The following is a 13,368-nucleotide window of genomic DNA, read 5'->3' on the forward strand; positions in this document are numbered from 1 at the left end:
CGAGCGAATGAGAAGGGGGATATTTCCATGCGGAGACTGACAGCCTGGTGGGCGGTCCTGGGCCTAACGGTGCTTTTCACCGCCTGTGCACAACCGGACGTGCCCCGTGACCATTTCTATCGCCTGGACCCAGGCCAGCCCGTTGCCTTGTCCGCACCGCTGTTGGACGGCACCTTGGAGGTGGAACGCTTCACCGCCGTCGGTCTGGCCGCCCAGCGACCCATCGTCTACAGCGACAGCAATGATGCCAGTCAGGCCCATGCCTATCACTACCATTTCTGGGAAGAAAGCCCCGGCGCGATGTTGCAGGATCGCATGGTTGATTTCCTGCGCGCCGCCCAACTGGCCAAGCTGGTGGTCACCCCGGAATTGCGGGCCGATGCGGATTTCGTAATCACCGGGCGCATTCAGCGGCTGGAACAGGTGCTCGGCAGCACCACAAAGGGCGTCCTGCAAATCGAGTTGATCCTGCGCCGGGCCAACAACGACGAACTGCTGCATCACGGCATTTACAGCCAGGAAATTTCAGCCAGCGGCGAGTCGGTGCCCGAGGTGGTCAGCGCCCTGAACGAGAGCCTGTCCCGGGCCTATGCGCAGTTCCTGGAGGACGTGAAAAGCAAGTGAAACATCGGCCCGCGCCCCGCAAGCAACCGCTGGCCGCTCCGGTCATTGTGACCGTGTCCGGCTTAGGGGGGCGCGGCGACGGTTTGGCCGATGATCCACAGGGACGCCGCCTCTTCATTCCCCTGACTCTACCCGGTGATGAAGTGGAAGCCCGCCCGGGGGCCAAGCGCGGGGACGGTTGGGCGGCAGAACTGCTGCGCATCCTCACCCCCGGCCCGCATCGGGTCGTGCCACCCTGCCCCCATTTCGGCACCTGTGGCGGCTGTGCCCTGCAACATTGGCGGGCCGACGCCTTTGCCGCCTGGAAGCGCGATATGCTCATCCAGGCCTTTTCCCGACGCGGCCTCCCTGTGACACCGGAGCCGACCCGCTCGGTCGGACCGGGGACCCGCCGCCGGGCCAGTCTGCGTTTCGTCCGCGCCGGGGGTAAAATTCTACTCGGGTTTCACGGGAGGGGCAGTGACCGGGTAGTGGATTTGACGGTCTGCCCCTTGTTGTTGCCGCAACTGCAAGCCCTACTTGATCCGTTGCGCCAGTTGATCAGCCAACTGACCGGTCAACCCAAACAGGGCACCGTGCAGATGACCGCCTGCGACAATGGGGCAGATGTGAGCTTGTTCTGGGATACCTCCCCCGGCATGGCCGACCGCGAGTCCCTGGCGGTGTTTGCCGATCAACAGAACTTGGCCCGACTCAACTGGGGGCGCTCCGATGACAGCCCGCCGGAGCCGGTGGTGCAGCGGCGGGTGCCGTTGATCACCCTTGGCGGCGTGGCGCTCCCGTTGACGGCCGGGGCCTTTCTCCAGCCGTCAAGGGAAGGCGAGGTGTTGTTGCAGGAACTGGTGCTGCAAGGGGTCGGCAACGCCCGCCGGGTGGCTGACCTTTATGCCGGTTTCGGCACTTTCGCCCTTGCCCTCACTCAGGCCAAGGGGCGGGTGGTCGAAGCCTTCGAATCCGATCCGCTGGCCGTTTCCACCGCTCAGACGGCAGCAGGACGCGCCGACCGGGGCGGCAATCTGCGTGCCGTGGTGCGCGATCTGGAGCGCCAGCCGCTCACCGGCCCGGAACTGGAGGGTTTGGAGGCGCTGGTGTTCGACCCGCCGCGCGCCGGAGCGGCGGCCCAGGTGGCCGAAATCGCCCCTTCCGCCATTCCCCGAGTGGTCGCGGTATCCTGCAATCCGGCGACCTTGGCCCGCGATGCCCGGATTTTGATCGACGGCGGCTATCGACTTGAATGGCTGGTGCCGGTTGACCAGTTCACCTGGTCGGCCCATGTGGAAGCCGTGGCTCTGTTTCAGCGTGAAGGAATGAGCTCATGAGGGATGCCTATAATCAACTGGCCGAGCGGTTCCGCCGCATTCTGGTGCTGGGTGAGGCCGAAGCGGTGTTGCGCTGGGACCAGTCGGTGATGATGCCCGCAGGCGGGGCGGCGGGGCGGGCCGAGCAATTGGCGGTGCTGGAAACTACCCAGCACGGCCTGTTGGCGTCGCCCGACATGGAAGACTTGCTCAATGAGGCCGCGACCGAGGAACTGGACGACTGGCGCGCTGCCAATCTGGCCGGCATGCGGCGCATGTGGGTGCACGCCGCCGCGTTGCCGAGCGATCTGGTGGCGGCCAAGAGCCATGCCGCCTCGGCCTGTGAGCGGGTCTGGCGCACGGCCCGTGCCGAGTCGGATTTCAAGATGGTGTTGCCGTTGTTGCGTGAACTCCTCGCCGTGGTGCGACAGGTGGCGCAGGCCAAATCCGACCATCTCGGCGTCGGGCTCTATGATTCCCTGTTGGACGAATACGAACCCGATGCCCGTTCGGTCCATATCGACGAATTGTTCACCGATCTGGGATCTTTTTTACCCGATTTTCTGGGCCAGGTGCTGGAGCGACAGAACGCCGCCCCCGCCCCGCTGTTCCCCGAAGGCCCGTTTCCGGTGGAACGTCAGGAAGCCCTTGGGCGACGGTTGATGCGGCAACTGGGGTTTGATTTCGAACATGGCCGACTGGACATTTCCCTGCACCCCTTTTGCAGCGGCACCACTGGCGATGTGCGGCTGACCACCCGCTACGACCCGGCGGATTTCACCTCTTCCTTGATGGGGGTGCTGCACGAGACCGGCCACGCGCTTTATGACATGGGCCTGCCGGAGACCTGGGCCCATCAGCCGGTCGGCGGGGCCATGGGCATGAGTATCCATGAAAGCCAGTCGCTGCTGATCGAGATGCAAGTCTGCCGCTCGTCGGAATTCCTGCGCTATGCCGCGCCGTTGATCGCCGAGGAACTGGGCGGCTCCGGCCCGGCCTGGGACGCCGACAATCTGGCCCGGCTCTATACCCGGGTCGAGCCGGGCTTCATTCGCGTCGATGCGGACGAGGTGACCTATCCGGCCCATGTAATCCTGCGCTACGAACTGGAAAAGGCGCTGATTTCCGGCCAGATGGAAGTGGAAGATCTGCCCGGCGCCTGGAACGACGGTCTGGACCGTCTGCTCGGCATCCGCCCGCCCAGCGACCGGGAGGGCTGTTTGCAGGACATTCACTGGTACGACGGGGCCTGGGGCTATTTCCCCACCTATACCCTGGGCGCGATGACGGCGGCCCAACTGTTCGCCAGCGCCAAGGCCGCCGATTCGGAATTGCAGATCGCCCTTTCCGAGGGCGACTTCATTCCGTTGCTGACCTGGTTGCGCACCCATGTGCACAGCAAGGGCTGCCTGCTGTCGGCCCCGGACCTGCTGCGCCAAGCCACCGGCGCGACGCTCTCCACAGCCCCCTTCAAGCAACACCTGCAAGAGCGCTATTTGTCCTCAAAGGACCGGTAACGAGCCTTGCCTGAGGGGGGCGGAGGCCTCATCCGAGGGAGACCTGGATCTGTCCCTTGTCGCGGCCCTGCATCAGGCCGGACATACGTTGCAGCCGGGTGCCGACGGCGTAGTTGAGGGAGTCCAGCGGGTAGTCGCCCTGGGCATCGGGCTCCCCAGCCGGAACGCCGGTCAACAGTTCGATGCCTTCATCGACGGTCTCCACCGGATAGATATGGAACTGTCCGGCCCTCGCGGCGGCCACCACGTCGTGACGCAGCATCAGGTGTTTGACGTTGGCGGCCGGGATCAGCACCCCCTGATCACCGGTCAGCCCCTTGGCCCGGCAGACATCGAAAAAGCCCTCGATCTTCTCGTTGACGCCGCCGATGGCCTGAATCCGCCCGAAGGAATCCACCGATCCAGTGACCGCCAATCCCTGCTTGATGGGGATCTCGGCGATGGCTGAGAGCAGCACGTAAAGCTCGGTCGAAGAGGCGGAATCCCCCTCGATGCCGCCATAGGATTGCTCAAACACCAGGGTCGCGGCCAGCGACAGCGGGCGGTCGGACCCATAGCGGTGATTGAGGAAGGAGGCGAGAATCAGCACGCCCTTGGAATGCAGCGGCCCGCCTAGCGCCACTTCCCGTTCGATGTCGATGACTTCGCCGCGCCCGGGGCGCACCCGACCGGAAATCCGCGACGGCTTGCCGAACACGAAATCATGCATCTGCAATACTGCCAGACCGTTGACCTGCCCGACCCGCGCCCCTGCGGTCTCCACCAGAAGGGTGCCGCGGGCGATTTCCTCCTGGATCCGGTCGCGGATGCGGTCGGAACGGAACTCGCGGGCGTCGATGGCCTGTTGCACATGGTCGGCGCCGACCGTCCCGCGCCCCTCGTGGTGGGACCAATAGGCGGCCTCGCGGACCAGATCGACGATGCTGCTCATATGGGCGGTCAGCCGTTCCGCGTCATCGGCCAGCCGGGAGCAATGCTCAATCACCCGGGCCACGGCGGCAGCATCCAGATGGGCCAGATTTTCCTTTTCGCAGACCCCGGCAATGAGCCGCGCATAATATAGTATGTAGTCGTCGCTGCGTGGCATACGATCATCGAAATCCGCCGCCACCTTGAACAGCTCGCCAAATTCTGGATCGTTTTCACTGAGCAGATAATGCAGCATCGGATCGCCGACCAGCACCACCTTGACCTCCAGCGGAATGGGCTCCGGTTCGAGGGTCACCGCGCCGCTGAATCCCCAGGCCTCAGCAGAACTTTCGATGCGGATTCGGTGGCTGCGCAAGGCCCGTTTCAGGGCTTCCCAGGCCAGGGGTTGCATCAATAGACGGCGGGCATCGAGAATCAAAAAGCCGCCGTTGGCCCGATGCAAGGCCCCCGGCTTGATCATGTTGAAGTCGGTCATCAAGGTGCCCATGTGCGACACCTGATCGACTCTTCCGAGAAGGTTGCCAAGCGTCGGATGCTCCTCTTCGAGCACCGGCGCGCCGCGCCGAGGGCCGCTGTTGTCAACCAGCAGATTGACCTTGAAGCGCCGCACAGAGGGTCCGCCGCGTCCTTCCGTCTCTCCCGGCCCGTCGGACGTCGGCAGGAAGTCCAGCGGATTGTCCGCCACCTCGCCCCGCACCGCCTCCAGATGGGCGAGCACGGTCGGCAGATCGGCCCATTTCTCGCGCAGGGCGTCAATGAGGTGACCGACAGCAAGCTGGGTGGTTTCCATGTTCAGTTCGCGGAGTTTTTCCCGCTGCTGTTTTTCCCAGCGCGGCATCTCCGAGATCATCTCTTCCAGTTCCTCCTGGAATTTTTCCAGCCGTTCCCGATATGCCGCCTGTTGCGCTTCCGACAGTTTCTTGAAGTCCTCGGCACTCAGGACCTCGCCGTCCTGCATCGGGGCCAGGGCCAGACCCATGGGGGTGCGCATCAGGGCGACCTCCCGTTCGGCGGCTTTTTTCTGAAAGTCGCCGAACCGCTTCTCATGCTGTTCCTTGTACTGGTTTTCGATGGCCTCCTTGCGATGCTGATAGCTTTCGCTTTCAAAGGCGGCAGGCAGCGCGGCGCGCAGGTCCTCGATCAGGTGGTCCATGTCGCGCGCCAACCCCTGGCCGCGCCCCACCGGCAGGGCCAGCGCCCGCGGCTTGTGCGGATCATCGAAGTTGTGCACATAGCACCAGTCGCCGGGCACCGGGCGTTCCTCGGCGGCCTGTTCCAGATAGCGGCGCACCAGACTCTGTTTGCCGGTGCCTTGCGGACCGAGGGCGAACAGGTTGTAGCCATGGTGGTCCATATGGATGGCGAAGCGCACCGCCGCCACCGCCCGTTCCTGGCCGACGAATTCGTTCAACGGTTCCAGGTCGCTGGTGGTGGTGAAATCGAAGCGTGCCGGATCGCAGATCGTATAGAGCTTGTCCGCCGTCAGGGGGGCCGGGGCGATGGGAAGGGCACGGGTCATGGCTGTTCCTCGATTCGTTCCATATCGTCGTCGCTCAGTCCGAAATGATGACCGATTTCATGTATCAGCACATGTCGCACCAGATGCTTTAAATTCTCGCCGCTTTCGCACCAATAATCGAGCAGCGGGCGGCGATAGAGGAAGATCATGTCATTCCCATAGGGCAGATCGGCAACGCTTTTCTGATCCAGCGAAACTCCGTGATAGAGTCCCAGCAGGTCAAACGGGCTCTCCAACTGCATTTCCTGCTCAATATCGGGCGTCGGAAAGTCTTCGACCCGTAGAACGACGTCACCCAACTGATGTCGAAATGTCTCGGGCAGGGTCGCCAAGGCCGCGCGAGCCAAGGTTTCGATGTCGTCCAGAGTCGGTGCCGTCCTAGAAAGCTTTTTCATCCCATAAGTTTATACCAATATGGGGGAAAGGGTCATCCATCATAGGAGTATGCCATGAGCAAAATTCTTTCCGATCAGGCCCGGGCCGACGCCTTGGCCGATCTGCCCGGTTGGTCCGCGGTTGAAGGGCGCGACGCCCTCACCAAGACCTACACTTTCGCCGACTTCAATGCAGCCTTTGGATTCATGAGCCGGGTCGCCCTGGCGGCGGAAAAGGCCGACCATCATCCGGAATGGTTCAATGTCTATAACCGGGTCCGGGTCATCCTCAGCACCCACGATGCCGGAGGGGTCACGGAAAAGGATATCGCCCTGGCCCGGTTCATGGAGTCTGTTTCAGACGGCTGATCATGCGCCCGATCAACTCGTAACTGAGCTCGCCGGTAACCGTGATGCGCTGCTGACTCTGAAAGGCCCGGATGGCGGTGGCAAGGTCACCGCCGGGGGAATGACCAAGACGGGTCAACAGCAACGCCGCCGTTTCCTCGGCCCGCACCGGCCCCGGCGGCGGTCCGTCCTCCCCATGGCCGGGGATGGATCGGGCGAAGGTCTTGCCGGGCACCGCCAGCCCCACCGATTCACCTTTTTTGCGTTTCCAGGTCGCCACATGAATAGCCGCCACCTGAAAGCGTTTGCCGTCGAACAGAAACACCGGCGAGCCCGAATCCCCATGCACCGCGTCGCAGCGGTGATGCAGAATCGGACGCCCGTAAGAAAAGCCCTCCAGTTGGCAGCCCAAATGCACCGACAGCACATGGGCCTTGTCCTGGGAATAGCCCGCCTGGATGAACACCGCGCCGCCTTTTTGCAGGTCCTCGAACATTGTCCGGTCCAAGGCCGCGATCCCCATGAACCCGGCCTTCGCCGACAGGTCCTGGTCGAGGGTCAACAAGGCCCAATCCTGACCGGTTTTGCGCCAGGTGTTCTTGTCCCGGTAATTGTAGCCCTTGGCTACCGTCAAGGCGGTAACCTTGGCGTGGGCCAGATACTCGGACCGCGAATATCCGGCCAGGAAATCCAGCGATACCGGCGGCAGATAATCCAGCGTGCGGCTGTTCCACAGGCAATGGGCGGCGGTGAGAACGGTTTTCGGACCGACCAGCACACCGGTGCAAAAGCCCCCCGTGCGCTTGTTCAGACGACCGATGGTGCTCCAGGGATATTCTCTGTTCGGCGGATAGACCCGGTCATCGGCCCCCTTGATGCCCGGCAATAGCGGGTTGCCGGCCTCAACGGGCAGCGCCAGGAGGCAGATCAACCCCACTAAAATTCCCAGTCGTCCCATGCTCTCGACTCCTCTTGGTATCCGGGTGGCGGAAACCCTGTCTGCCCCCCTATTATTAGAATTTTTGAATATTAGAGGCATCTTTAATATCCTGAAGAGTCTTGTTTCTTTAATTCTTATATTGACTTGCAATAATTATGATATTCCGCCAAAATAATTGAAGATAAAAAATAAAAAAACGCTTCAACTTTGTGCCTCGGGAGATTTTTGAGATGAGCACCCTTTTTGATTTAAAGCGGGGAAGCCAGGATATCCTGGAAATGATGGATGTTCTACAGGTGCTGATCCGCAGTGATCATGTGCGCCATACAGCAACAGTTCAGAACATGTTTATCAACATGGGTGACATGGTCAACGCCCATTTCGCCATGGAAGAGGGCCGACTGTTCCGCAGCCTGTTGATCCATGAAGACCCGAATGTGCAGGCGACCGCCCGTCGCTTCCTGGACGGCAAGCGGGAACTGAAAAAGTTTTTCCAGAGTTACCTGCATCGCTGGTGCGAACGGGGCATGACCGAGGACGATTGCGAGGATTTCATCGTCGAGACCGATCGCCTGTTCGCCATGTTGCGCCGCTGGGTGGCCGATGTGGAGAGCCGCATTCATCCGTTGGTCGATCAAGCCGCCTGAGGGGTCTCCCACAAGGCCTGGCGGGCAGGACCACGATAAACGGTTGAACGGGCGTCCTTCGGGGCGCCCGAATTCATTGCGGAATCGCTGAAAATCCGCTAGGTCTGCCTTTTCTGCACCAAATTCAGGACGACCCATGGACAAGTTCACCAAGCTGACCGGCGTTGCGGCTCCCCTGCCGCTGATCAATATCGACACGGATATGATCATTCCCAAGCTGTTCCTGAAAACCATCAAACGGACCGGACTTGGCGTCAATCTGTTCAACGAGATGCGCTATGACGACCAGGGCCACGAGATCGCCGATTTCGTGCTCAACAAGCCCGCCTATCGCAAGGCCAGTATCTTGGTGGCAGGTGAGAATTTCGGCTGCGGCTCGTCGCGCGAACATGCCCCCTGGGCGTTGCTGGATTTCGGTATCCGGGTGATCATCGCCCCGTCGTTCGCCGATATATTCTATAATAACTGTTTCAAGAACGGCATTCTACCGATCCGCCTGCCCAGGGAAGATGTGGACAAGCTGATGGAGGATGCCGAACGCGGGGCCAATGCCACGGTCACCGTCGATCTGGAAAACCAAGTCATTAGCGGCCCCGACGGCGGCTCGATCGCGTTCGAGGTCGATCCGTTCCGCAAGCATTGCCTGCTCGAAGGGCTCGACGATATCGGCCTCACTCTGCAAAAGGCCGACAAGATCTCCGGCTTCGAACAGGGACGCCAGACCGCCCAGCCCTGGCTTTAATACCAAGAAGCATTGAGAAAAGGCCGGAGGCGTTTCCGCTTCCGGCCTTTTTTTGTCAACATTCAATCTGCGGATCAGGCAACCTTACGCGCCTTGCGACGGGCCAGACCCAGGCCCATCAGGCCGACGCCCATCAGGGCCAGGGAAGCGGGCTCGGGCACCGCCGTGGCGTTGGTGTTGACCTGATGCACGATAGTCAGCGAATACAGGTGGCCGTTGGCCAATTCCACATTGGTGGACGTCGCAAAGGACGTGGTCGGCAAGCTGTAGGTGGCCAGCGGGTTGGTCCAGACCGTGGCCAGCACCGGCAAGCTGCCGCCGGTTCCGCGGTTCAACGCACTCGGAGCGTAGTTCAGCAGAGTCTGTCCCGTGGTGTAATCCACCAGCGAGATGGCAAACCGGGTGGTCACCCGCGCCAATTCACCGGGAAGGGCGTGGGCACCGGTAATGTCGGCGACCAGCGTCATGGCCGCATCGAAGGAGAAGGTCAGCGTCCCCGGAAATTGCGAGTAGAACACCATCTGCGAGGTATTGCCGGTGTCCGCATTGGCGGAGCCGGTCAAGGCCGGCAACCGGGCGGCCAGCGAGGTCTCACTGACGACTTGGCTGGTGACCGAACTCGGAACACCGAACGAAGAGATCAAGCTCCCGCTCAGGTTGGTATCGGCGCGACTGAAAGTCGGGCTCACCGCCGCCTGGGTAAAGGTATTCTGGGCGATCCCGGCACAGGAGCCAACACAGGCCATGGTGCCGTTGCTGGAGGACGCGGACGCCCCGGAAACACTCCCCGCCGCTTCGGTGGAGTTGTTCAACAGGGTCGGGATGACGTCGAGGAAGTCCAACTGCCGAGGCCCGGATGTCGTATTCAGGGTCAACTGGGCATTGGAAATGGAAAAGGACCCGTAGGCCAGGGCATTGGCTTGGGCATCGGTGGTCGCGGCGCTCAGGGCACAAAGGCCAAGCAAGCCAGCGATCAGGCTCTTATTCGCGATGTTCATCTTGATAGTCTCCGAAACCAGATCACCCGATCCCGTTGGAAAGGGGGCCTAGAAACTCTAGACAGAAAGAAATATGCATCAGGTGTGCCAAAATTTTTTTTCTATATTTATCAGATACTTATAAGCATGCTAGCTCAAGGATGCGGTTTCACGGTGTTTTAAATGTAAAAAAATATGACTCTATGGGATTGGAAATCTTGAAAACTTTACAGACACAAAAAAGGCCGGAGACACCATCGCCTCCGGCCCTGAATGACTCAAAAAAGAAAGATTGGTCAGGCCGCCAGATGGATCTTGCGACGGGCCAGGCCCAGGCCGACCAGACCGACGCCCAGCAGGGCCAGGGAGGCGGGCTCGGGAACGCTCGAAGCGTAACTTTCCACTTGCTGGGTCATGACCAGTTCATACAGATGACCGGTGACCAGTTCGGCGGTAGAGACCTCGACGATCTCGGTGGTCGGCAGGCTGTAGACATCTTCCGGATTGGACGGATCCGCGACGACGATTTCCTCGTTCGGCGCGCCATCGGTGTTCCCGTCCGTGCCACCGCTTCCCACATTCAACTGACTCGGCGAGACGCTGAGAATGGTTTCGTCCGTGGTCCTGTCGACCAGGGAGATATTGAAACGAGAGCGAACGCCCGCCACTTCGCCGGTACGGGCATTGCCGTCGGCGACGCTGGCCGAAAGGTCCAGGGATGCACTAAAGGAAAGAGTCACCGTTGCCGGGGTCGAGGCCGTGAAGATGAACTGGGCAAGACTGTTCATATCGGCTGATGACGAGGCGGAGGCGTTTCCGGCCTCGGACGGCAGCTTGGTTTCAGCAACCAGGGTGCTGGAGAAGGACCCCAGAGATTCCTGGATGGGAAGGATCTGACCGCGCGCGCTTGTGTCGGCGCGGGTGAAATTGGTCGCGCTCGCCGCCTGGGTAAACTGGTCCTCGCTAATGGTGGCGCAGGAACTCAGGAAAACGGGAATGCCGACGCAGGTTCGGTAGCCGTTGGCATCGGACTCCTGGGCACCGGGCGCATTGCTGTTGGACTGGCTTGTGGTGTTTTCCGTCCGATTGGAGCTGTTCGACTCATCAAGCGCCTGCGGTCCAGCCACCGTGTTGAGGATCAGAAGGACATCGGAGACGCTCATGCTGCCGAAGGACGTCGGGTCCGCCTTGGCCGTCGGGACCAAAACGCCCAGGGCGCCACAGCCGAGCAGGCCGATGATCAGGGGCTTCTTGAAATCAAACATTTTCTCACCTCCGTCCCCATTCTAAAAACAACGCAGGAATGGGGCATCCACGTCACAACCTGGAATAAGCTTAGCATATATCATGCCAAAATAAAGTTATCATTTGCAATCAGCGCATTAAATGCGCCGCCTCGGCCGAATTTCCCGATACTGCGTCACAATGATGTAAAAAATTCCGACTCATGGGGGGCAAGAGTCTGATGATTCTTACACCTTCGAAACGGATGGGTCGCTCCCCTGGACCGCAGCCCCGAGATCGGGTATCAGAGGACCTTCGTCGAAGAGAAAGGATATCCAACATGACCGCCAACAAGACCCTTTTGATGCTGCCGGGCGATGGGATCGGCCCCGAGGTGATGGCCCAGGTGCGCCGGGTGATCGACTGGATGGACAAGCGCCGCAGCGTCACCTTCGACGTCAAGAACGGACTGGTCGGCGGGGCCGCCTATGACGCCCACGGGGTGGCCATTTCCGACCACGACATGCAGCAGGCCATGGAAGCCGACGCGGTGCTGCTGGGGGCCGTCGGCGGCCCCAAGTGGGACAACGTGGCGCGCGAGCATCGCCCGGAAGCCGGGTTGCTGCGCCTGCGCAAGGAAATGGACCTGTTCGCCAACCTGCGACCGGCGATGGTCTTTCCGCCGCTGGTCGGGGCCTCGACCCTGAAGCCGGAGATCGTCTCCGGGCTCGATATCATGATCGTCCGCGAACTGACCGCCGGGGTCTATTTCGGCCAGCCGCGCGGCGAGGAAACCCTGCCTGACGGCACCCGGCGCGGCTTCGACACCCAGGTCTATACGGACAAGGAAATCGCCCGGGTGTCCGAGGTCGCCTTCGAACTGGCCCGCAAGCGCGGCAACAAGGTGCATTCGGTGGAAAAAGCCAACGTCATGGAAAGCGGCATTTTCTGGCGCAAGGAAGTCACGGCCCTGCATGCCGCCCATTATGCCGACGTGGAACTGCATCACATGTATGCCGACAACTGCGCCATGCAGCTGGTCCGCTGGCCCAAGCAATTCGATGTCATCCTCACCGACAACCTGTTCGGCGACCTGCTGTCCGATTGCGCCGCCATGCTCACCGGATCGCTGGGCATGCTGCCCTCGGCCAGCCTCGGCGGAGCCGACGAAAGCGGGCGCCGCCGGGCCATGTACGAACCGGTGCACGGCTCGGCCCCGGACATCGCGGGCAAGGATCTGGCCAACCCGCTGGCCACCCTGCTCAGCTTCTCCATGATGCTGCGATATTCCTTCGACCTGGCCGAAGATGCCGACATGATTGATCAGGCGGTCACCAACCTGCTCGATAGCGGCCTGCGCACCGCCGATATCATGCAGGACGGCATGGCCAAGGTTTCGACCAGTGTCATGGGTGAATCGCTGATTCGGGAACTGGACAAAATGGCCGCCTGAGTCGAGCTATAAATTTCATAAAGTTCAACGAGATAAGTTGTTTCTTGAAATGTCTCTTGAATTCAATCTCTGCGATGTTATATAATTACATATAGAGCAGATCCCCTCCTTGAAGGGGTCTGCCGATCCGGCGGCGGCGCTTCTTTTTCGATCCATGGAAGAAGGGACGTCCCGGTTCACGAGACTGGAGGAGGCGGTTACCCCCGACCGCCTCCTTTTCGTTTCATCTTCCGGCGACCGCCTGCATATGGTCGAGCAGCAACACGGTGATGACGTTGCCCAGCACCAGCGTGAGCATCAAGACGGCCAGAATGATATAGCGGTGGATATTGCCTTCCAGCCGTGACTTGGCCTTGCGCACCTTGGTCCAGGCGGTGGACATGCGCGGTGACAGGGCGGCGATCTTGCAGTTCTCGTTATGCTGCCAGATCTGGAACAGGACCAGCAGGAAGATGCTCACCGAGACGGCGAAAATGGCCGCGCCGGTCAGCTGATTGGCGAGCAGGGCGTTGGCCTTGCCCATGCCCGGCCCCACCGCGCTTTGGTAAAAGTGAACCAGGGCGGCATCGCCGAGCAGGGTGCCCCAGACGGTGACCCACTGCATGATCTTCCCGAAGCGGATGCTGCGCGCCGCCTCTTCGTACAGGGCGATCATTTCGCGATGGGTCGCCTCGTCCAGTTCGGATGCCCGATCGGGCTCCTCCTCGCGAACCGGCTCTTCCTTGGGCGGCGGCTTGGCGGCGGGCGGCTTGGCTTTTTTGGGCTCGGCCACGAC

General features: G+C 61.2%; 13 protein-coding genes. 7 read left to right on the forward strand and 6 right to left on the reverse strand.

Annotated elements, in window-relative coordinates; genetic code table 11:
* Positions 1 to 27 precede the first annotated feature (27 nt).
* The 3 genes from ACYQ1P_RS04845 to ACYQ1P_RS04855 are packed head-to-tail and all read left to right on the forward strand — an operon-like array spanning position 28 to position 3,439.
* The gene (locus ACYQ1P_RS04845) at positions 28 to 624 is read left to right on the forward strand and encodes an ABC-type transport auxiliary lipoprotein family protein (RefSeq protein ID WP_460019216.1); all 597 of its coding nucleotides are present in this window, start codon (positions 28 to 30) and stop codon (positions 622 to 624) included.
* Positions 621 to 1,943: a class I SAM-dependent RNA methyltransferase gene (locus ACYQ1P_RS04850; RefSeq protein WP_460019217.1), complete on the forward strand. Its 1,323-nt coding sequence runs from the start codon at positions 621 to 623 to the stop codon at positions 1,941 to 1,943. Before ACYQ1P_RS04845 ends, ACYQ1P_RS04850 begins: the two co-directional genes overlap by 4 nt.
* Complete coding sequence (locus tag ACYQ1P_RS04855) at positions 1,940 to 3,439, forward strand: carboxypeptidase M32 (protein ID WP_460019218.1); 1,500 nt, start codon at positions 1,940 to 1,942, stop codon at positions 3,437 to 3,439. The genes ACYQ1P_RS04850 and ACYQ1P_RS04855 overlap by 4 nt, the downstream gene beginning before the upstream one ends.
* 28 nt (positions 3,440 to 3,467) lie before the next feature.
* Here ACYQ1P_RS04855 and ACYQ1P_RS04860 read toward each other — a convergent pair whose 3' ends face one another.
* On the reverse strand, positions 3,468 to 5,888 hold the full coding sequence (locus tag ACYQ1P_RS04860; protein WP_460019219.1) for a Lon protease family protein: 2,421 nt from the start codon (positions 5,886 to 5,888) through the stop codon (positions 3,468 to 3,470).
* Positions 5,885 to 6,283, reverse strand: a complete 399-nt coding sequence (locus tag ACYQ1P_RS04865; protein ID WP_460019220.1) for a metallopeptidase family protein — start codon at positions 6,281 to 6,283, stop codon at positions 5,885 to 5,887. Before ACYQ1P_RS04865 ends, ACYQ1P_RS04860 begins: the two co-directional genes overlap by 4 nt.
* 54 nt (positions 6,284 to 6,337) lie before the next feature.
* Between ACYQ1P_RS04865 and ACYQ1P_RS04870 the strand changes: the two genes are divergently transcribed.
* Positions 6,338 to 6,631 (forward strand): 4a-hydroxytetrahydrobiopterin dehydratase, encoded by a 294-nt coding sequence (locus ACYQ1P_RS04870; RefSeq protein WP_460019221.1) that lies wholly within the window; start codon positions 6,338 to 6,340, stop codon positions 6,629 to 6,631.
* Here the strand turns inward: ACYQ1P_RS04870 and ACYQ1P_RS04875 are convergent.
* Positions 6,606 to 7,568, reverse strand: a complete 963-nt coding sequence (locus ACYQ1P_RS04875) for a trypsin-like serine protease (RefSeq protein WP_460019222.1) — start codon at positions 7,566 to 7,568, stop codon at positions 6,606 to 6,608. The genes ACYQ1P_RS04870 and ACYQ1P_RS04875 overlap by 26 nt on opposite strands.
* Positions 7,569 to 7,780: 212 nt before the next feature.
* Between ACYQ1P_RS04875 and ACYQ1P_RS04880 the strand changes: the two genes are divergently transcribed.
* Entirely contained in the window at positions 7,781 to 8,197 is a 417-nt protein-coding gene (locus ACYQ1P_RS04880) for a hypothetical protein (protein WP_460019223.1), read from the forward strand.
* A 136-nt stretch (positions 8,198 to 8,333) separates the two neighbouring features.
* Positions 8,334 to 8,939: a 3-isopropylmalate dehydratase small subunit gene (gene leuD / locus ACYQ1P_RS04885; RefSeq protein WP_460019224.1), complete on the forward strand. Its 606-nt coding sequence runs from the start codon at positions 8,334 to 8,336 to the stop codon at positions 8,937 to 8,939.
* A gap of 74 nt (positions 8,940 to 9,013) precedes the next feature.
* Here the strand turns inward: leuD and ACYQ1P_RS04890 are convergent, their stop codons facing one another.
* Positions 9,014 to 9,937 (reverse strand): EDSAP-1 family PEP-CTERM protein, encoded by a 924-nt coding sequence (locus ACYQ1P_RS04890; RefSeq protein WP_460019225.1) that lies wholly within the window; start codon positions 9,935 to 9,937, stop codon positions 9,014 to 9,016.
* A gap of 275 nt (positions 9,938 to 10,212) precedes the next feature.
* On the reverse strand, positions 10,213 to 11,181 hold the full coding sequence (locus ACYQ1P_RS04895; protein ID WP_460019226.1) for an EDSAP-1 family PEP-CTERM protein: 969 nt from the start codon (positions 11,179 to 11,181) through the stop codon (positions 10,213 to 10,215).
* Between the two features lie 299 nt (positions 11,182 to 11,480).
* Between ACYQ1P_RS04895 and leuB the strand changes: the two genes are divergently transcribed.
* Positions 11,481 to 12,593: a 3-isopropylmalate dehydrogenase gene (gene leuB / locus ACYQ1P_RS04900; protein WP_460019227.1), complete on the forward strand. Its 1,113-nt coding sequence runs from the start codon at positions 11,481 to 11,483 to the stop codon at positions 12,591 to 12,593.
* Between the two features lie 223 nt (positions 12,594 to 12,816).
* Here the strand turns inward: leuB and ACYQ1P_RS04905 are convergent, their stop codons facing one another.
* Positions 12,817 to 13,365, reverse strand: coding sequence for a hypothetical protein (locus ACYQ1P_RS04905; RefSeq protein WP_460019228.1), 549 nt, complete (start codon positions 13,363 to 13,365; stop codon positions 12,817 to 12,819).
* Positions 13,366 to 13,368 lie beyond the last annotated feature (3 nt).

The sequence above is a fragment of the Magnetospira thiophila genome (assembly GCF_054657015.1).